Annotated in this window: 10 protein-coding genes; 4 read left to right on the top strand and 6 right to left on the bottom strand. The window is 67.7% G+C overall.

Features of this window, described 5'->3' with window-relative positions; genetic code table 11:
- Window positions 1-56: 56 nt before the first annotated feature.
- A complete protein-coding gene (locus OG474_RS06575) occupies window positions 57-1,874 on the top strand; it encodes a GH39 family glycosyl hydrolase (RefSeq protein WP_405061303.1) in 1,818 nt (605 codons plus the stop codon).
- Between the two features lie 88 nt (window positions 1,875-1,962).
- A complete protein-coding gene (locus tag OG474_RS06580) occupies window positions 1,963-3,264 on the top strand; it encodes an alpha-L-fucosidase (RefSeq protein ID WP_405061304.1) in 1,302 nt (433 codons plus the stop codon).
- A gap of 49 nt (window positions 3,265-3,313) precedes the next feature.
- Here the strand turns inward: OG474_RS06580 and OG474_RS06585 are convergent, their stop codons facing one another.
- From OG474_RS06585 to OG474_RS06605, 5 genes are all read right to left on the bottom strand, one after another.
- A complete protein-coding gene (locus OG474_RS06585) occupies window positions 3,314-7,303 on the bottom strand; it encodes an RICIN domain-containing protein (protein ID WP_405061305.1) in 3,990 nt (1,329 codons plus the stop codon).
- A gap of 8 nt (window positions 7,304-7,311) precedes the next feature.
- Window positions 7,312-10,095 (bottom strand): RHS repeat domain-containing protein, encoded by a 2,784-nt coding sequence (locus OG474_RS06590; protein ID WP_405061306.1) that lies wholly within the window; start codon window positions 10,093-10,095, stop codon window positions 7,312-7,314.
- The gene (locus OG474_RS06595) at window positions 10,035-13,526 is read right to left on the bottom strand and encodes a hypothetical protein (protein ID WP_405061307.1); all 3,492 of its coding nucleotides are present in this window, start codon (window positions 13,524-13,526) and stop codon (window positions 10,035-10,037) included. The genes OG474_RS06590 and OG474_RS06595 overlap by 61 nt, the downstream gene beginning before the upstream one ends.
- 201 nt (window positions 13,527-13,727) lie before the next feature.
- Window positions 13,728-14,231, bottom strand: a complete 504-nt coding sequence (locus OG474_RS06600) for a MaoC family dehydratase (protein ID WP_405061308.1) — start codon at window positions 14,229-14,231, stop codon at window positions 13,728-13,730.
- A 111-nt stretch (window positions 14,232-14,342) separates the two neighbouring features.
- Window positions 14,343-14,894 (bottom strand): general stress protein, encoded by a 552-nt coding sequence (locus OG474_RS06605; protein ID WP_405061309.1) that lies wholly within the window; start codon window positions 14,892-14,894, stop codon window positions 14,343-14,345.
- Between the two features lie 76 nt (window positions 14,895-14,970).
- Between OG474_RS06605 and OG474_RS06610 the strand changes: the two genes are divergently transcribed.
- Window positions 14,971-16,080 (top strand): magnesium and cobalt transport protein CorA, encoded by a 1,110-nt coding sequence (locus tag OG474_RS06610; protein ID WP_405061310.1) that lies wholly within the window; start codon window positions 14,971-14,973, stop codon window positions 16,078-16,080.
- A 219-nt stretch (window positions 16,081-16,299) separates the two neighbouring features.
- On the top strand, window positions 16,300-17,331 hold the full coding sequence (locus tag OG474_RS06615) for a winged helix-turn-helix domain-containing protein (RefSeq protein ID WP_405061311.1): 1,032 nt from the start codon (window positions 16,300-16,302) through the stop codon (window positions 17,329-17,331).
- An 87-nt stretch (window positions 17,332-17,418) separates the two neighbouring features.
- Here OG474_RS06615 and OG474_RS06620 read toward each other — a convergent pair whose 3' ends face one another.
- A complete protein-coding gene (locus OG474_RS06620) occupies window positions 17,419-20,178 on the bottom strand; it encodes a BTAD domain-containing putative transcriptional regulator (RefSeq protein ID WP_405061312.1) in 2,760 nt (919 codons plus the stop codon).
- Window positions 20,179-20,234 lie beyond the last annotated feature (56 nt).

The raw sequence follows: 20,234 nt of genomic DNA on the forward strand, positions 1-20,234 counted from the left end.
AGATCCGGAGACCACGCTCTTCGGTTCTTCGGACGTTACGAAGAGTGGGAGAGCTGATGCAGGACGACGTGAGAGCGGACTGGGACGCGCGGATCGCGGTGCGCAGCGACGAGGAGCGCGGGTTCGCCTTCCCCGACCTCGATCCGCCGAAGGAGGTGTCGGCGGCCGGCGGGGTGGGCCAGGTGACGATCGACTGGTCGCCCGTGGAGGGCGCGGTCGGCTACCTCATCCTCCGTTCCACCGGGGATCACGGACCGCCTGAGCCGGTGGATCATCACAGTGGTGACGTGCTGTCGGTTCCGGGTCCGCCATACGTCGACACCACCTGTACGCCGGGGACTCCGTATCACTATGCGGTTGCGAGCGCGCCGGAGGTGACCGTGCACGGCCGACCGAGTCACAGCGTCGGGGCCGTGCCGTTGGTTGCCGACGACACGGTTCCACGGGTCGAGGTGACGGTCGATACGGTTGCTGAGGGCATCGAGCTGCAGCGGCCGTGGGTACCGATGATCGGCAGCGAGCGGCTCAGCCAGCTGCTCTGCACCGACACCACCGGCGGTCACGAGATCGGCGTCGAGCTCGAGGACGCGCTGCGCCGGATGCACGACGAGCTCGGGGTCCGCACGGTCCGCGCCCATGCGATCTTCCACGACGACACGCACGTGATCGACGGGGCGTCGTACGACTTCTCCGTGGTCGACGCGATCTACGACAAGCTGCTCGCGATCGGGCTGCGGCCGGTGGTCGAGCTCGGCTTCATGCCGCGCGAACTCGCGAGCGACCCCACCAAAACCGTCTTCGAGTACGGCGCGATCATCTCGCCGCCGGCGTCGTACGAGCGCTGGTACGACCTGATCCACGCTCTCGTCGCGCACCTGGTCGACCGCTACGGCCTCGACGAGGTACTCGGCTGGGACTTCGAGGTGTGGAACGAGGCGAACCTCGAGGTCTTCTGGTCCGGCACCAAGGCCGAATGGCTCCACCTGTACGACGTCACCGCCGCGGCCGTGAAAGCAGTCGACGACCGGATCCAGGTCGGCGGCCCCTCATCGGCGGCCGCTGGTTGGGTGGACGACCTGCTGGCGCACGCCCGGGCCAACGGCACCCCGGTCGATTTCGTGTCGACGCACACCTACGGTTCGCCGCCGCTCGACGTACGGGCGTCACTCGAACGGCATGGGTACGGCGACGCGCGGATCCTCTGGACCGAGTGGGGCGTGACGCCGCGGCACTTCAACCCGGTCAACGACTCGGTGTTCGCCGGGGTGTTCTTGCTGCGTGGCATGCGGTCGGCAGCCGGGCGGGTGGATGCACTGGCCTACTGGGTCGCATCTGACCATTTCGAGGAGCTGGGCCGACCACCGCGCTTCCTGCACGGCGGATTCGGCCTGCGGACTGTCGGAGGCCTGCCGAAACCGCGCTACCACGCACTGAGCTTGCTGAGCCGGCTAGGCCCGGTCGAACTCCCCGTGACCCTGCGCGGTGATGGCGGAGGCAGTCTGATCGAGGCATGGGCCTCGCGGGACCGCGACAGGATCGCCGTACTGCTCTGGAACCTCACACTGGACCAGACCAAGGCGGACGGCGCCCCAGAACTGACCAGGACGGTCCACGTGGAGCTGCCCGGCGTGGATCCGTCCTGGCAGGTCACGGCGACCACTCTGGGTGTCGGCGCCGGCGATCTGGCCACTGCGACCGCCGAGCTCGGGATCACCGAGTGGCCGACGGACGCACAGCTGACCGACCTCGCCGAGCGCAGTCGGATGATCACTACGCCGCTGGAGCTGACCGGGTCCGCGGTCGAGGTGACGCTGCCGATGCCCTACGCCGTGCTGATCGAGCTCACCCCAACAGATCGGATCTTTAGGACTTAATGGTGTGAATTAATAACAAACTCTGGCGGGTCGCGGCCAAACGATCGACTATAGATCGGATGACCGCGACTTCCTGAGGAGCTTTGACATGCCCGATGGTCCACCCGCAGCCTCGATCGAGAGGTTCCGCGCCTGGCGGTTCGGCCTGTTCGTCCACTGGGGCCTGTACGCCCTGCCCGCCCGCCACGAGTGGGTGAAGAACCGGGAGCGGCTGACCGACGAGGACTACCAGCCGTACTTCGACCACTTCGAGCCCGACCTGTACGACCCGCGGAAGTGGGCCCGGGCGGCGCGCGAGGCCGGCATGCGGTACGCCGTACTGACGACCAAGCACCATGAGGGCTTCTGCCTGTGGGACTCGGCGGTGTCGGACTACACGGTCGCGCACACGGCCTGGGGCGCCGGGAAGGACCTGGTGAAGCAGTTCGTCGAGGCCTGCCGGGAGGAGGGGCTCGGGGTCGGTTTCTACCACTCGCTGATCGACTGGCATCACCCTGAGTTCCCGATCGACCTGATGCACCCGCAGCGGGACGACGAGGAGGCGATCGCGAAGGCGGCCGGCCGCGACGTCCAGGTGTACGCCGACTACCTGCACGCGCAGACCCGTGAGCTGCTGACGAACTACGGCGACATCGACCTGATGTGGTTCGACTTCTCCTACCCGGGCCGCGACTACGACGACGGCCGGGACGGTCACGGCAAGGGGCGCGACGACTGGCGTTCGGTCGAGCTGATGGCAATGGTCCGCGAGCTGCAGCCCGGCATCCTGATCAACGACCGCCTGGACATCCCTGGTGACTTCGTCACGCCGGAGCAGTACCAGCCGGACGGACCGATGGAGCGCGACGGCGTACCGGTGCTCTGGGAGGCCTGTCAGACTCTGAACGGCAGCTGGGGCTACGACCGCGACAACCTGGACTGGAAGTCACCGGAGCTCCTGGTGAAGATGCTGGTGGACTCCGTCTCCAAGGACGGCAACCTGCTGCTGAACGTCGGCCCCACCGCTCGTGGCGAGTTCGACCCGCGCGCACTGGCCACACTGGCGTCCATCGGTGAGTGGACCCGGCTGCACGAGCGCTCCTTCCGCGGTGCACGCCCGTCTGAGTACACGGCTCCGGCGGACTGCCGCTACACGCAGAACGGCGACCGCCTCTACCTGCACTTCTTCTCCTGGCCGATGGGCCATGTGCACCTCCCCGGCCTGTCCGGCAAGGTCAATTACGCCCAGCTGCTCAACGACGCCTCGGAAATCCCCCGCATCGTCCATGATCCAGCGCAGCAGGCTCAGAACACAACTATGGGTGGCACAGCCTCCGACGTCCTCACCCTCGACCTCCCCACCCAGAAGCCGGACGTTCTCGTCCCGGTGATCGAGCTCTTCCTCAACTGAAGCTGACAACGCCAAGGGGGCCGGTACGACGTACCGGCCCCCTGACGGGTCAGAGCGGGTTGAGCTTCCAGCGCTGACAGGGACCGTTCCAGTACCGCCAGGTGATCAGGCCGGCGTCCGCTGCAGTGCTGCAGCCGGCGACGTCCATGGAGAGACCGTTCGCCTCCCTGGTGATCGACCAGGTCCCGTTGACGGCCGGTTCGATCCGCCAGCGCTGACAGGTACTGTCGCTCTCCGGCATCGTCACGACTGTCTGCGCCAAGGCATCGGTACAGCCCGGCACATCGACCGCCTCGCCTGTGCTCGGCTCGATGATCTTGTACACGTCGTCACCGAGGGGCTTCAGCTGCCAGCCCTGGCACGGACTGGCAGCCACTACGTTCCACATCCGCATCCTGGCGTCCGGCAGGCAGTTCTCGACGTCCAGCACCAATGCGGTGTTCGACGCCTGGATGTGGTGCTTGCCTGTCGGCTGTGCCGGGTTGAAGCCGGCCCGCAGGATCCACTGCTGGCTGGCCTCCGCCGTACACGTGCGCTGGACGATCGTGGTGTCCTGCGTCGTGCTGCCCTGCGACGGCGACGCGCACTTCGCACTGTGCGCGAACTTCAGCCGGACCACTGTGTCGTAACTGCTCCCTTCGAGGTACTCGATCAGCAACTGCTGGTTCGACGTTCCCATGCACGGCCATTGCAGGACCTTGCGCTCGTCGTCCTGCAGCATGTTCTCGACGTCGAGACAGCGTGGGCGTCCGTCGTTGACGTTGCCCTGGAAGTGCGCCGTCCGGATCTCGAACTGGTCCGTGCCCGCGATCCGGGCCACCCGGAACCGCTGGTTGATTCCACCGTGACACTCGTGCTGGACCAGCCGCTCGGCATCGACCTGGCTGTTGTTCCAGACGTCCAGACACTGGCTGCTGTTGCGGTTCACCAGCTCGTACGTGCGTTCCTCGATGTCGAAGCTCGGTCCGGTGCTCGCACCGACCCGCGGCTCCTTCCAGCGGCCGACCGCCGGCCCGAACGACGTACCGGTCGACGCGAGCGTGTAGGTCTCCCGCCCACCGCCTTCGGTCGAGTAGAACAGTCCGACGTCCTCCTTGCCGTCACCGGTGAAGTCACCGATGGACAGCGCGGTCTTGGCCGGGTCGAACGCGGTGGCATCGCGCCACCATTCGGCCAGCGCGTACGCCGTACCGGTCGAACGGAACACCTTCAACGAAGCGTCCGTGCCGCTGTTCTCGTACAGCGCGACGATGTCGTCCTTGCCGTCACCGTTCACGTCCGCGACCTGCGGCTTGCTGCGCTCCCAGCAGTACCCACCGGCACCCGAGTCGTGCAGGGTGACCGGAGTCGCGCTGAACGCCGTACCGCTGGACTTGAAGTACCTCGTCACCGTGCGGCAACCGTTGAGGTTCTGCATGTCCACCAGGTCGGCCTTCTTGTCCCCGTCGACGTCGGCCAGCAGCGGAGCGCTGCCGGACCACTGACTGCCGGTCTGCAGCCACTCGACCGGAGTGCTGAGCGCGGGACCGAGGAAGGTCAGCGTGCGCCAACTTGTCCCCGATACGTTCAGCTGGGCGACGATGTCGCTCTTGCCGTCGCCGTTCACGTCTCCCGAGACGATCCGGGCCGTACTGAGCGGCCAGCCGTTCGCACCGCTGTACCAGACCGGTGCGGATTCGAAGTTGTACCGTTCACCGGCGGACAGGCCTCGGTACATGCCGATCCGGCGACCTGCTTCCTCACGGAACAGTACGGCGTCGGTCCGGCCGTCACCGTCGAAGTCACCACGGACCGGACGGGTCCGGTACATCGCAAAGCCGCCGTTGGCACCGGAGTCCCAGGCCATCTGGCCGGTGTGTGTCGATCCGTCCGGTTTGGTCACGACATTCCAGATCGCGGTCCGTCCGTCGCCCTGGTCGAGGACGGTGGACAGGTCGGCCCGGCCGTCGCCGTTCACATCGTTGCGGCTCTTGGCCGGCAACTCGTCGCGTTGCTCGGCACTGAGCTGCCAGACCGACGAGACGTCGCTGACGTTGTTCGCGCCGTCGACCGCCTTCACATAAAGGATCTTCGACTCCGGCTCCACGCCGGGAGCCTTCTGGAACACGCTCATCGGGATCTGCACCGACCCGTCGGCCCCGGCCTTGATCCGGCTGACCACGCGCTCCGGCTGGAAGCCGTACAGGTACTCGGCCACGTCGGTGTCACCCGCGGCCGGCTTCAGCGTGACGGTACCGACCGTCCGCGCCGGGACGCCGGCTTCACCGTCCGGGAAGTCGGTCGACGACAGCACCGCCTTCCCCGGCTTCTTCGCGTCGACCTTGAAGTAGCAGGGCGGGGTGGCCGCGCCGTACGCGACGTCGTCATCGGTGACGCCGTCATCGCTCTTGGCCGAGTAGTAGTAGGTCTGCCCGTCCTCGAACTTCGCCCGGTCGATCGCGGGCCACGCGAAGGCCGACCCGGAGGTCGTCGACGCGGAGTCCACCTGGTGCACCAAGGCGTTGTCCGACGCTCGGTTGATCGACAGCCGGGTGACCAGGTTGTCACCGTCCTTGTCGGTCGCCTTCGCCGAGAACGAGTAGCCCGACAACGGCCAGCTGACCACCGTCGGCCGCGCCGCCGTCCCACACGGCCGCTCCCGGCTGAAATTCACCCGCTCCGGTGCGTACGGCGCGTTGTTGTAAGAGACAACGATCCTCGCGGAGCCGCCGTGGAACCTCTTCCACTGCAAGGTGTCCCACTCGTTCGGCGCCCGCAGCCCGAAGGTGACCGTGCCGTCGTTGTTGTTCGCCGCGGTCTGGAACGGAGTGACCAGAGCCGCACCGTCCTTGGCGGCACCCGCCCAGTTCATCTGCATGTCCGGCTGGCCACCGTTGGTCCGGGCATTGCCGTACGCCGTCCCCAGGTACTGCCGCCAGTGGTTGGCGGTGTTGTCCCAGGTGACGTCCTGGTCCCGGTTGATGGGGTGCGTCCAGTACAGGTCGACCGGCTTCGCCTCGCCGGACGAGCTGTGGTCGAGCATGATCTCGAACCGGGCACTGGTGACCTTCGCACCGCGGATGTCGCCGGTGCCGAACTGGAAGAACGAGCGGTAGGTGATGACGTTGTCGTACGACCTGCCGACCTTGGCGCCCTCGGCCCGGTCGTAGTCCCAGTAGGACTGCCCCGGATGCTCCAGGCTGACATGCGTCCACAGGTAGTTGTTGACCGCCCAGGACGGGTCGATCGTCACCGGGTAGCGCGTCGTGGCCGCCGTGAGCAGCTTCTGGTCCGGCGTGATCACCAGCTCGCTCCCCGACCGGGTGGTCGGGATACTGGCGTGCTGTGACCTCGGCTCGGCGCCTGCGGTCTTCGCGGTCGTCGGACTGTCCCACATCACCGCCTTGCCGGCCGTGAACAACGTCTTGCCGGTCGCGTCGGCCGCGACCGTCGTACCGTCGGCCTTGGTGGCCAGCTTCAGCCCGGTGCCGGTGACCGGGAACCGGAGCTGCTTGAGCGCCGGGTTGCTCGCGGCAGCCCGGTCCTTGACCACCAGCAGATGCTGGAACCCGGTGGCCTCGACCCGCACCCGCAGATCGACTCCGGGCAGCACCTCCGGGTAGGTCGCGGTGTCGCCGGCCAGCACCGGCTTCGGCAGCTTCCCCTTCCACCCCATCCGGACCTGTTTGTCGTCCTTGCCGAGGGCAACGAGCTGGTCGTCGCCACCGCCGGACAGCCGGAGGTCGGTGACGATCGCCCCCGGCTGGACCGAACCGTCCGGCCGGACGCTCAGCTTCGTGTCGATGGGCGCCCAGCCCGAGCCCTTCCGGGCCCGGACCGGGTACGCGAACTGTTCCATCGTGTGCAGGCCCGAGGGTTCCCGGAACACCTGCGTGGTCTCGTTCTTCAGGTGCTCGAGCTCCACCCGCTGCTGCGGCCCCGCCGGGGCGGGTACGGCGGAAACCGCCGTACCCGCACCAGCTACCGCAGTCAACGGCAACGCCAGCATCCCTGCCGACAAGGCAGCAGCCAGCCGCCGTGAACTCCGGTGTTTCGTCATCGCTCCGGTCACCGCCCCGGCGTGGCGTACTTGCACGCCTCCTGGGCGCCCGGCGTATGGCAGAGGTCCGAGCGCTCCTGGTAGGTCATTGGCGGCGGCTTGTAGGGGTCGCGCTTCAGACAGGAGTTCTTCGGCCCGTTGTAGCAGTTCCAGCCCAGCTGGTAGGCGGCCGTCGCACCAGCACCCGCGATGCCCGCGCCGACCGCGGCACCGACAGCACACGAGCCACCGGCGGTGAAGATGGCGCCGAGAACACAGATCCCGACTCCGACCGCGGCTCCACCGACGGCGTTCCACGCGATCTTGTCGATCGGATCGTCGTCCGGATCCTTCCCGCAGACCCCGCACTCCTTCCGGTTCGCCTGCTCGGCATCCTTGCGCTTCTGCTCGTCGGCGATGGCGGTGGCCTTCTGGATCGCGTCCAGACTCGCCTTCGCGCGCTCCGCGAGCTTGGCCGCGATGTCGGCCATCCCGTCGACCTGTTTGTCCATCGTGGACACGCTGTTGTCGGTCTGTTTGGCCAGCTTCAGCGCCTGTTCCAGCTCCGGGATGTAGACGCGTTTCGTGGTGACGATCCGGATGATTTCCGACGTGTGGTACCTGATCGTCTTGATCACTTCCTTGAAGTGGATCACCTGTACGGCCACCTCGGCGGTGAGCTGCCGAGCGAATTCGTGCATCCCGAAGGCGGTCGCGATCTTCGCGAAGAAGGTGAAGATCACGATCTTCGCGTAGATCGTGATGACCTCTTTCTGAATCTCCTTGATCCGTCTCACGTGCTCGCGGACAGTCCTCTTCGTCTCGCTGATCGTGATCGTCTGGACGCGGTAGCGCTTGCCGTCCGCGTCGACGAAACTCGCCGGGCTGTTGTTCGCGTACGCGTACCCGTTGAGCTGCTGTGGATCCGTGCCGTCGATGACCGGGTCCACCGAGACGAACCTGCCGGTCGTCGGGTCGTACTCACGCGCTCCCAGGTGCACCAGCCCGGTGGAGTCGTCCCGGGTGCCGCCGACGAAGTCCTTCTGCCCCGGCCACGCGGTCGGGATCGGTCCGCGGGCCTCGCCGTACGGCGTGATCCGCTTGCGCTGGAAGGCCTGCGTCTGCGCGTCGACCGTCAGCGTCGCCGAACCGTGGTGGTCCGAGCCGAGCCAGGTCAGCTTGGTGCCGACCCGGACGCCGATGGTCTGCTGGCCGAACTTGTAGTACCGCGTTCCGAGCTCGGAGCCGTCCGGCATCAGCAGCACCTCGGTGTCACCCAGGTACAGCGTGGTGCCGGTGTTGTCCTTGCGGAGCAAGCGGTTGCCGTCGGCATCGTAGATGTAGCCGGTCTCCTGGTTGCCCTTCTTGACCTTGGCCAGCTTGCCCTCGGTGTCCCAGGTGAAGGTCTCACCGACGCCCGCGACCTTGCGCGTCGTCTGGTTCCCGACCGCGTCGTAGCCGTACTCGTTGACCTTCGTCGTGCCGTCGGTGCCGGTCGTGGTGATCTTCTGCACGGCGTGCGGCCGGGCCTCACCCGCAGCCGGGTACTCGTAGGTGCTCGTCGTGGCCCCGGCAACGGTGTTGCGCTTCTCGGTCTTGCGGTTGCCGATCTGGTCGAACGTCCACTGGTGCCAGTACGGCGCCGGTCCGCCCAGCTGACTCGCACTGGTCGGCTGGGCCGCACAGTTCTCGTCCCCTGGGGTCCACGCCTGGGTCAGCCGGCGCGATTCGTCGTACCCGAAGCACTGCACGTCCTTCGGATCCGCGCTGCCACTCGCCGGGGAGTCGGTGATCTTGGTGACGTTCCCGGCGAGGTCGTAGTCGTAGCTCTGGTCCAGCACCCGCTGCGGACCGGTCGTCTGCCGCTGGCTGAACGCCCGCGTCAACCGGCGCGTCGAATCGTCGTACACGTAGTTGTGCCGCAGGTACTTCCCGCCGGTCGGCTTCACCTCCAGATATGTGAGGTCACCGAAGGAGTTGAACTGCGAGTCCGTGACGTAGGTCGAGGTGTCGCTGGACATCGTCTTCGGCAGGTCGTTGCTGTCGTACGTGGTGGTCAGCGTCTCCGCCGGCAGTCCGCCGACGCCCGGGACCTTGAGGGTCGCGAGCTGACCGCTGGCGGTGTAGGTGCTTTCCGTCGTGTACGTCCTGGCCAGGCCGCCTTCGGAAGCCGGCAGCGTGACCTTGGTCCCGAGTGCGTGTCCGGTGGAGTCGTAGCCGGTCACCTCGGTCTTGTAGGCCTCGCCGTTCACGTAGCGGGTCGCCGTACTGGGCGATCCGTTGACCAGGTTGTCGTAGGTCCGCTCGATGAGCAGCGGTCCGTCGGCCGCGCCCTCACGGACGGACGTCTGCCGGCCGATGGTGTCGTAGCTGTAGAACAGCGTCTTGCCGAGCGCGTCGGTCATCGTGGCGACCTGGTCCAGATCGGTGTGGGTGTAGGTCGTCACCCCGCGATCGGGTTCGACGGCCTTGGTCCGCCGGCCCCGCAGGTCGTACTCGTAACGCCACTGGTTGCCGGCCGCGTCCGTCATCGACGAGATCTGCCCGGCCTTGTTGTAGGTGTAGGTCGTCTTGTCGAAGCTCGTGCTGACACCCGGGGTGTTGTAGGTGCGCAGCTCGGTCATCCGGCCCTGTACGTCGCTGATCCGGGTCGAGGCCTGCTCACCGTTCGGCGGGTCCACGGTCTGCACACCGGGCTGGTGGCTGTGCGTGGTGACCCACTTCACCTCGTTCTTCGACCAGAGCGACTCGGTCATCGGACGCTCGAGCTGGTCGTACGCCGTCGCCTTCCGGGCCGGGATCTCCTCCTCCACCGCGTCGAAGACCTGCGGTCCGGGCGGAGCGTCGTTGTAGTAGGGGTTGTTCTGGATGATCTGCAGACCCGTGAGTCGTACTCGAAGTCCTCGATCACCCGGCCGATGCCGTCGGCCGACGCCCGCTGGACCTGCCGCTTGCGCTGCAGACCGTCGAGGATCTCGTAGCTGGTCGCCACTGTCCCGTCCGCCTGCAGGGACTTCGTCTGGACGACGCCCGGCTGGTCGATGCCCGCGGTGTAGACATGCTCGACGTTCGCGGTCTGGGTCTGCGCGCGGTCCGGCAGCCAGACCTTGCTGATGCGACCGAGCGGGTCCCGCTCGGAGGTCGTCGTCCGGCCACCGACATCGGTGACCTTGGTCGTCTGGCCCCACGCCGGGTCGAGCTCGGTGCTCGTGGTGTGACCGTTCGACAACGACACGGTCGTCTTGGTGACCGGACCGTCCGCCGGGAAGTAGCCGTACGTGGTGGAGTTGTTCTTCGGGTCGGTCTCGGTCTTCTTCCGGCCGTGGTCGTCGTAGGCCGTCGTCCCGACGGTCTGGTACGTCGGCTCACCGGCACTGTCGAATCCGCTCAGCCGCTGCACCGAGATCGGCTTGGCGTTCACCGGGGCCGCGCCACCGGCGTACGACTGCTTGGTGTCGGACAGGACGTCGTCCTTCGTCCACGGCTGGTCGCAGGCCTTGGCCACCGTCTGCGTCCGGACCGGCAGCTCGACGATGCCCTTGGCGGGGTTGCTCGCGTACTCGTACCGCACGCAGGTGTCGTCAGCCGTCGTGGCCAGGTCGTTGGCGTTCGACGCGGCCAGCAACACGCCGGTCGGCGAGTAGACGTGGCTGGCCCCGGACTGCCGGAACCCGCCGCCCTGCTTGGCCTCCCACTGCTTGGAAGCCCCCTGCTCGACCTTGAAGGCCTGGGTGGTGCCCCAGTCCCGGACTCGGGTCGAGGTGGCACCCGAAACCCAGGTGTCGTTGATCGTCCGCTCGACGATCGCACCGTTGACCAGCTTGCTGCTCTCCCGGACCTGACCGGACAGCGCGTTGACGTCCTCGGTCTGGGCGCCGGTCGAGTCGGTCAGCTTGACGTCCTTGACGGTGCCGTCGGCCAGCTTGTCGCCGTCCATGCCCTGGAAGTAGCGGCTCTCGGTCACCGACTGCGGACCGTCGGGGTGGCCCTTCGTGACAATGACCCGGTCGTAACCGCGCCACTGGGACCAGGTCTTGCGGCCGATCTCGACCAGACCGTCCTCGTCGTCGTGCCGCCAGGCCGGCTTGCCCGGGTAGCTGACGGTGGTCTGCACCGGGACCATGCCGCTGACGCGGTCGGACTCGGTGACGGCCGTGACGACGTACTTGTGGAACCAGTCCTCACGCTCGTTGACCTCACCAGGCGGAGTCCACTTCAGCGGGTGGCACCGGCGGTCGTTGCGGTCCACCGGCGGCACGTTGCCGGGCAGAGTGCAGTCCTTGGACGAGTACGTGACCGCCAGCTCGCCACCGGTGCCGTAGTGGATGCCGCGGATGCGGAACCACTGCAGCAACGGCCTCGCGCTGCCGTCGGCGACCCGGTTGTCGAGCTGCATCTTGTCGAAGTTGATCTCGGGGATGGACACCGAGCCCGGCCCGGCCTCGCCGGTGTGCACGATCGCTTCCAGCCACAGCCGGGCGCTCGTGTTGTCACCGGGGTTCGGGAACGAGTGCCGCAGGGTCCACGTGTCGACGGCGTCGAACGCCGTACCGCGCCAGACCTCCGTGCGGATCTTGCCGAGCTTCTTCTTGGTCCAGAAGCTCGGACCGGTCTGCTTGCAGCTCGCTGTGCCGCACTCCTGGTCGAGCGGAGTGTCGAAGTAGTCGGCCGGGGCACAGTTGATGCCCGCGTTGCAGCGCTCGAGCGTGTCGAAGTGGACGCGCGCCACCGGCTTCTCGGCGAAGACCTGGCCGTCGGTCTGGCCGTAGTCGATCCGCTTGATGTTGCTCGCGCGGTCGTAACTCTTCACCGTGGTCTCGGTGCCGTTGTAGGCGTAGTTGTTCTTCTCTACGTCGTAGAACAACGACATCGTGTTGCCGTGCGGGTCGACGACGTAGTCGAGCTGCCAGCGGTAGGCCTGCTGACAGAACGAGTCCGCGAAAGCGGCCTTGTTGCACTGCTCACCCGCGTGGTTACCGGCGACCGGGACCGTGAGCGCGGAGTTGGTCGTCTCGGTGGTCGCACCGGGGAGCTTGTTCAGGCCGAAGTGGTACTTGGTGCCGTCCTTGGTGGTGATGATCCAGTACTCGCCCTGCTCCTGCGGCTTGCCCGGAGTGCCCTCGTCACCGTTGGCGGCGCCGGACAGGCGCTCGACCTTGGTTCCGTCGTCGCCCTTCGGGCGCCACTGCCCGGTGGCGTCGTCCCGGACGAGCTCGCCGCCGGAGCCGTTCAGGCTGAAGGTCGCGTTGTCGGTCGCGAAGCAGAGGTCGCCGACCGGCCGGTTGCCGTTGTTCCCGGTCTTCTCGTTCTTCGACGAGCACGAGGCGTAGCGGCGTTCGATCGAACCACCAGGCGACAGTTCGAACCCTTCACCAGCCCACGAGGTCTGGTTGTTGGTGCCTGAGGTCCGTCCGTCGACGCTGCCGGACGAGTAGCCCAGGCTGATCTTCGGGGTCGGCCCACCGGTCCCTGGTGGCGCCCGGAACGGGTACTGCCAGTTGAAGTCGCCGGACGAGCCACCGACCGACCAGGACGCGGTCGGGGACAGCGAGGTGTTGCCGTAGTCACCGGCATTGCCCGCGGCCGCGGCCTCCATCGCGAACAGGCCGTTCGCGGGGACGTCGGCGCTGACCTTGCCCGCGCCGTCGTTGCTGGACTTGAGCGGCACGCCGGCACAGGTCGCCGACAGTGGCGCCTTCTCCGCACACGCGGGCAGCTGCACCAGTCGCAGCCGGGTCGCCCAGTCACCGCCGTACGCGTACCGGAAGGCCTGGTAGTCCAGCTCGAGCCGGACCTTGCCGTTCGACTTGGTCTTGCCGGTGTCGGTGAGCTTGACCAGGATGCGGGAGTCCCGCTTCCCGAGCAGATCGACCTTGACGTCGCTCGGAGCCGTGCCCGCGGCGGCCGCCGGTCCGATCGCGACCGGCAGCACACCGGCGGCCTTCTTCGGCAGTACGCCGGACATCTGCGCGGTCCAGCCGACAGCCGGCAGCGCCACGGCCGCCGACCCGGCGGTCGGCCACTGGACGGCCGGCGTCTTCACGAGGTCGACATCGAGATCCGGCGTCCTCGGCTTGACCTTGTAGTCGGCGCCGGGAACCGGCTTCAGCTTGGTTCCCTTGACCGTTCGCTCTTCTTTTTCCTGCTGCTCCGGTCCCGCGACCGCACCCGGCGGATGCAGACACGCGATCAGCGCTGCGCCGAGTATGACGGCCCAGGCGCGCCGAATGACCCCTGTGGACATCGAACCTCCCCTTAGTCGGAGGGATCACTGTCCGGGCGGGATCGATCGGCGACAACGTATTCGACCACAGCCGAAGTGGAATACGCATTCCAGCGCACTATTCAGCCGCCCTTGAAAGGGTTCACTTAGCGTGCGGACAGATGCTGTCGCTCTTCGGCTCAGTCGGGACCGGCTACTTCCCGGCGCGCTACGGTCATCGATTTACGAGGTGGGAACCGGGCGTCCCGGCTGCTCGCCGCCACGGGCCTCGAGGTAGGAGTTCTTCGGGACCATCACCTTGCGGCGGAACAGGCAGACGACGGTGCCGTCCTGCTTGTAGCCCTTCGTCTCCACGTAGACGACGCCGCGGTCGTCCTTGGACTTCGACTCCCACTTGTCCAGTACGACGGTCTCGCCGTAGATGGTGTCGCCGTGGAAGGTCGGGGCGACGTGCCGCAGGGACTCGATCTCGAGGTTGGCGATCGCCTTGCCGCTGACGTCGGGGACCGACATCCCGAGCAGGATCGAGTAGATGTAGTTGCCCACCACAACGTTCTGGCCGAACTGGGTGGACTCCGCGGCGTAGTGCGTGTCCAGGTGCAGCGGGTGGTGGTTCATGGTCAGCAGGCAGAACAGGTGGTCGTCGTACTCGGTCACCGTCTTGCCGGGCCAGTGCTTGTAGACCGCACCGACCTCGAACTCCTCGTAACTACGCCCGAACTGCATACCGGCTCCTCCTCGGGGTTGGACAACCCATGCTGGCGGATCGGACCACCGGCGGCCGTGGTCTGGCTCTCACCGGGCGGAGAGACCTGCGTCACTCCGCCCGGGACAGTGCTAGCTCTGCGGCGGCTGCTGGCCGGCCTGCTGGCTCGGCTGCTGCAGGGGGTGGTCGGGCAGCCGCGGGCTGACCTCACCCTTCAGCGCCAGCTTGGCCAGGTGGTTACGGGCCTCCTCGGCGAACTTGAAGTCGCACAGGACGTCGTACGTCGTCGCCACCACCGCGGTCCGCGAGGTGAAGTCGCGGCGGCCGGCCGACTGGGCGTAGCTCAGGCCACCGAACACCAGCCCGAAGAAGGCGCCCAGCACCACACCGGTGAGCAGGGCGGCCAGCCAGTTCGCATTCGTGACCGCACCCAGCAGGACACCGACGAACAGGCCGAACCAGGCACCGCTGGCCAGACCGGCGGTCAGCGCCCGTCCCCAGGTCAACCGGCCGGTGATCTTCTCCACCTGGCGCAGGTTGTTGCCGACGATGGTCGTGTGCTCGACCGGGAACTTCTCGTCCGAGAGGTAGTCGACAGCGCGCTGCGCCTCCCGGTAGGTGTCATACGTCCCGATCGTCAGACCGCTCGGCCGCGGGTCCGTCAAGGGCATGCCTTGCGTCATCGTCGTTCCTCTCCACGTGCTTCCACCCCCATCATTGCCGACGGCTGGTTACCGCGTCTTGATAGCCTCGCCGGTGATGGCCGGACGACGCTGGGACCTGGGCGCGACACGCCGGATGGGACAGCTGTTCGCCCGTCGGCCGATGGATGACGGGCCGATGCGTCCGGACCCGGTCGCCAGCGGCAAACTCGACGGCGCACTGGTCGACTGGGCCTTCTACCGCGACGGTCGGCGCGACCAGCGGATCAACTCCTACACGGAGGCGCTCGGGCGGGCCAAGCGCGGCCAGGGGTTCGTCTGGATCGGCCTGTTCCAGCCGACCGACCACCAGCTCGCGATCATCGGCCGCGAGTTCGGCCTGCACGCTCTGGCCCTCGAAGACGCGTCGGAGGCACACCAGCGGCCGAAGCTCGAGCGGTACGAGGACACTCTGTTCGCTGTGCTCAAGACAGTCAGCTACGTCCCGCACAAGGACCTGACCGCGACCAGTGAAGTGGTGGCGACCGGTGAGGTCATGGTGTTCTGCGGGCCGGGCTTCGTGGTCACCGTCCGGCACGGTGAGCACAGTGAGCTGACTGGTCTGCGACAGGAGCTGGAGGACCAGCCGGAGCGGCTGGCAGTCGGGCCGGGCGTCGTGCTGCACGCGATCGCCGACCACGTGGTCGACCGCTACCTGGAGGTCGCGGACGCCGTACAGGCCGATATGGACCTGATCGAGTCCGAGATGTTCACACCGCGCGGCTGGCGCAACATCGACCGGGTCTACCAGCTCAAGCGGGAAGTGCTGGAGCTGAAGCGGGCTGTGGCTCCGCTGACCGGCCCGATGCGCGCTCTCTCCACACTGCGGCATCCGTTGATCGCGGACGAGACGCGGAACTACTTCCGCGACGTCGACGACCACTTGATGCGGGTGAAGGAGCAGGTGGTCTCCTTCGACGAGCTGCTCAGCTCGATCCTGCAGGCCGGACTGGCCCAGGTGCAGGTGGCCGAGAACGAGGACATGCGGCGGATCTCGTCCTGGGTCGCGATCCTCGCCGTACCGACGATGATCGCCGGGATCTACGGGATGAACTTCGACTACATGCCGGAGCTGCGCCTCCGGTACGCCTACTTCGTGGTGCTCGGCGTGATGCTGGTGGCGTGCGTAGGTCTTCACCGATTGTTCAAGCGCAACCACTGGCTTTGATCAAATACCCCTAATACCACGATCCGGGCGGATCCGGCCAGAGATGGCAGGCTTCTGCCATGGCCGGGATTCACGGCCGGTTGGATGGATCAAACGGTTGTGCAGCGATTGGCGGTCTTGATTAACTGCCGTCATCGCGTTCGGTCGCCAGTTCGCCACAGCCTGCGACCGACGGCATCGGGGGATGTCGTGACGGTTTGCCGCTGGGAGGGCGTCGCAGTGCTCAGAATCCACTTCACGCCGCGCGATCTGACGCGCGTCACGGTCGCGACCCGACCGGCACCGTTGTGGGAGGTGCTCCTCAGCCTCCACATGCTCCAGCACTCCGACGGCCGGCTGATCTTCGAGGACTGGCGCCGGCACGTCCGGACGTCGGTCGCACCGGATCAGATGCGGCTGCTGCTGGAGCTCACCCCGCCGAAGGGGTACTCACCTGACTTCCTCACCCCGGCCGAGTCCGCACCGGACTTCGAAGGCGCGCTCGACATCGCGCTGTCGACTCCGAGTCAGCTGATCCGCGGCCAGCTCGACCTGCTCTCCAAGTACCGTCCGGCCTCGCCGTGGACCCGGGAGCTCGCCCAGGGCGACCGTGGGTCGCTGCACAAGCTCGGCCGGGCGCTGCGGACCTACCACGCGGCGGCGATCGCGCCGTACTGGAAGTCGATCGGGACGCACATCTCGGCCGACCACGCGCATCGTGGTGAGGCACTGGCCCGGCACGGGGTGGACCGGCTCCTCTCCTCGCTGCACCCACGGGTGCGCTGGGTCGCGCCGGTGCTGCAGGTGCTCGACATGAACGACCGCGACCTCTACCTGGACGGCCGTGGCATCGAGCTGCAGCCGTCGGCGTTCTGCTGGCAGGTGCCGACCAAGCTGCGCGACCCTGAGCTGAAGCCGATCCTGGTGTATCCGATCCAGCACGCGCCGGGCATCCTGCGGCAAGGCTCGCTGGACCAGAACGCCGCCAGCGACCCACTGGGCTCACTGCTCGGCTCGACCCGGGCTGCCGCTCTGGAGGCGGCAGTGGCGGGCTGCACGACGACCGAGCTGGCCAAGCGCTGCAAGATCTCTCCGGCCGCGGCCAGCCACCAGGCGACCGTGCTGCGTGAGGCAGGCCTGATCACCACCCGCCGTGCCGGTGCATCGGTGCGGCACGAGATCACCCAGCTGGGGATCTGGCTGCTGTCCGGCTACGGCTCCGGCAACACCCGGCACGCTCACCCGCAAGCAGTGCCCCGGCTGACCGCCTAGCCACCCACCGCCTGCCCGCGCCGCGCGCTGGGCCGACTGGCACCGCCCCGCCCGTCGACCCAGCGTGTGCCGCTGGTGCAGGCTTTTCTAGGGTGCCGGCTGCTGGACTGGTTCCAGCAGGTCGAAGATCCGGGTGCGGTCGTAGTGCTGGGACGGCCCCTGCCGGTCCGCCACAGTCAGCGCGAGCTGCCACGCCTCCCGAGCCTCCTCGTCGCGGCCGGCGGCCTGGTAGGCCTCCCCCAAGCTGATCAGCGTCGGCACCTCGGCCGCACCCAGCTCCAGCTCGCGGCACAGCCGCGCCGCCTCGGCGAGACAGTCGATCGCCTGCTCGTACTCACCGGCCCGCCGGTACGCGAGCCCGGCTGTGTCGAGGGCGTAGGCGACACCGCGCTGGTAGCCATCCCTGCGATGCCGTTCAACCGCTGCGAGCGCGCTCTCGATGGCTTCCGCATCCCGCCCGAGGTCGCTGAGCGTGTGGGACAGGTTGTTCAGGACCGCGCCGTACGAACGGTCCTCGTCGCTGCACTCCAGCGCCTGCTCGAGGTGCCGCAGCGCCAGCTCCAGCTCACCCATCCGGCGGTAGGTCATCCCGATGTTGCTGTGCAGCATGCTCATCCCGGACCGGTTCCCGACTGACTCCATCAGCTCGAGCGCGGGGAGGAACTGGGCCAACGAGTCGTCGATCCGGCCCAGCAGGCCGTAGCTGACCGCCAACTGGTTGCCCACCACCGCCTCCAGCAGGGGCTCGCCGACGGCTCGTGCGGAGCGCACTGCGATCTCGTGTGCGTACAGCAGTGCGGGTGTTGGTGAGCGCTGCTGCTCCAGGTAGTCCCACAGCTCGGTCGCCAGCACGGCCGCGAGCCAGTGGTGTCCGCGCTCGGCCCCCTGAACGACTCCGGCGACCAGAGTCCCCCACTGCCGACGGAACCAGGCCAACGCCTCGGCATCCGAGCCGAACGTGAGTGGCCGCACGCCATCCAGCGGTTTGCGCAGCAGGTGGAATCGCAGCCGGCCGCCCCGCGCCAGCTTGGCGGCCTGCGCGGTCTGAGCCAGCCAGTCCAGCAGCCGAGCCAGCGCCTGCTGGCTTTCGGCCGGCTCTTCGAGACCAGCGGCGTACAGCCTGACCAAGTCGTGCAGCTGGTACGACGAAGTGGACGCCTGCTCCAGGAGATTCGCCTCGACCAGTACGTCGAGCAGGTGGTCGACCTCCACCTCGTCGAGTCCGGCCAGCGCGGCCACCGCGGGTGGCTCGAAAACGGCTGTTGGATAGCCGCCGAGCATGCGGAACAGCCGAGCCGCGTCCGACGGCAACGCTTGGTACGACCAGGACAGCACAGCTCGCACACTGCTCAGCTCGTCGTCACCGATCTCCAGCGCGCTCAACCGATCACCGGCCTCGGCCAGCTGCTTGGTGATGTCAGCGCTCCGGCTACGGCTCGCCCGCTCCGCGCCGACCACCAGCGCCAGTGGCAACCGCCCGCAGAGCTCAGCGAAGCCGGCCAGCTGGGCGACGTCGTACGGGCGACCGGAGACGACGCGGGCCAGGAGCTCGGTGGACTCTGCCGAGCTCATCTGACCGAGGCTGAGGCGGCGAGCACCCTCACGCGCGACCAGACCGCGGAGCTGGTTGCGGCTGGTGACGATGACGAAGCCGCCGGCGCCGGGCAGCAATGGACGGACCTGAGCTGCGTTGCGCGCGTTGTCGAGAACGAGCAGCAACTGCTTCTCGGCGAGCTCCGTGCGCAGCATGGCCGACCGGGCCTCGAGAGCTCCGGGGATCTGGTCGTTCGGCACGCCGAGGCCGAGCAGGAGCGACTGCAGTGCGTCGAGCGGCTCGACCAGGCCTCCTGCGCTGTAGCCACGCAGGTTCACGTACAGCTGGCCGTCCGGGAAGTGTGTTCGGACCTGGTGGGACCAATGCACCGCCAGTGCGGTCTTTCCCGCGCCTCCGGTCCCGTCGATCGCGACGATGACCGCGGACTGCTCGGACCGGCCGGACGCCAAGACGTCGTCCAGGAAGGCCAATGAGCTTCGTCTGCCGGTGAAGGTCGGCAGATCTGCTGGGAGTTGGCGCGGCACCACGATGCGGGGCGGTTCGTCGGGCGTTCCTGGTGTTCCGGCGAGGAGGTCGGCGTACAGGGCCCGCAGCTCGGCTCCTGGATCCACACCGAGCTCGTCGGCGATCCTGACCCGGACGGACTCGTAGAGCTCAAGGGCCTCGGCTGTGCGGCCTGCTCTGGCCAGGAGCCGGAGCAGACGCGTCCAGAGCGACTCGCGCAGCGGATAGGCCGCCGTCAGCTCACGCAGGTGGGCCAGGACCTCGCCGTAGTGCCGGTCCTCGACACGTAGGTCGACCCGGCGCTCTACGGCGTTCAGATACTGCTCGGTGAGGCGCGGCGCCTCGGAGACCTCCAACCAGCCGGACCGGGCGCCATCGAACGGTCTGCCGCCCCAAAGCGCGAGCGCGGCCACAACAGCGTCGTACTCGGCGGTGGGGTCGTCGGTCTCGACCGCTCTGTGCAGCAGGCAGGTGAATCGGTGCACGTCGACCTGCTCGGCGTCCAGCAGCAGGCTGTAGCCGGCCGGACCGGTGGAGACCAGCTCGGCCCCGATCGCACGACGCAACCGGGTCATCAGCGTGTGCAGGCTCGGACCGATGTTGGCCGGCGGCTCGTCTCCCCAGATCCGATCGGCCAGAACCGGCGTGGTGACCGCCTCGCCCCGGGCCAGCGCCAGCACGGCCAGCAGCGCCCGGACCCGGTCACCGCCCAGCTCTACAGGCTGACCGGCGATCCGCACGGACACGCTGCCGAGCAGCCGGACCTCCACGCGAGCACGCTCAGTCATCTGCCTCCACCCCCAGGTGGTCAAACCGTACCGCCGGGAGGGGACAGTTCGCCTGC

The sequence above is a fragment of the Kribbella sp. NBC_01505 genome (assembly GCF_045040285.1).
Lineage (GTDB): Bacteria > Actinomycetota > Actinomycetes > Propionibacteriales > Kribbellaceae > Kribbella.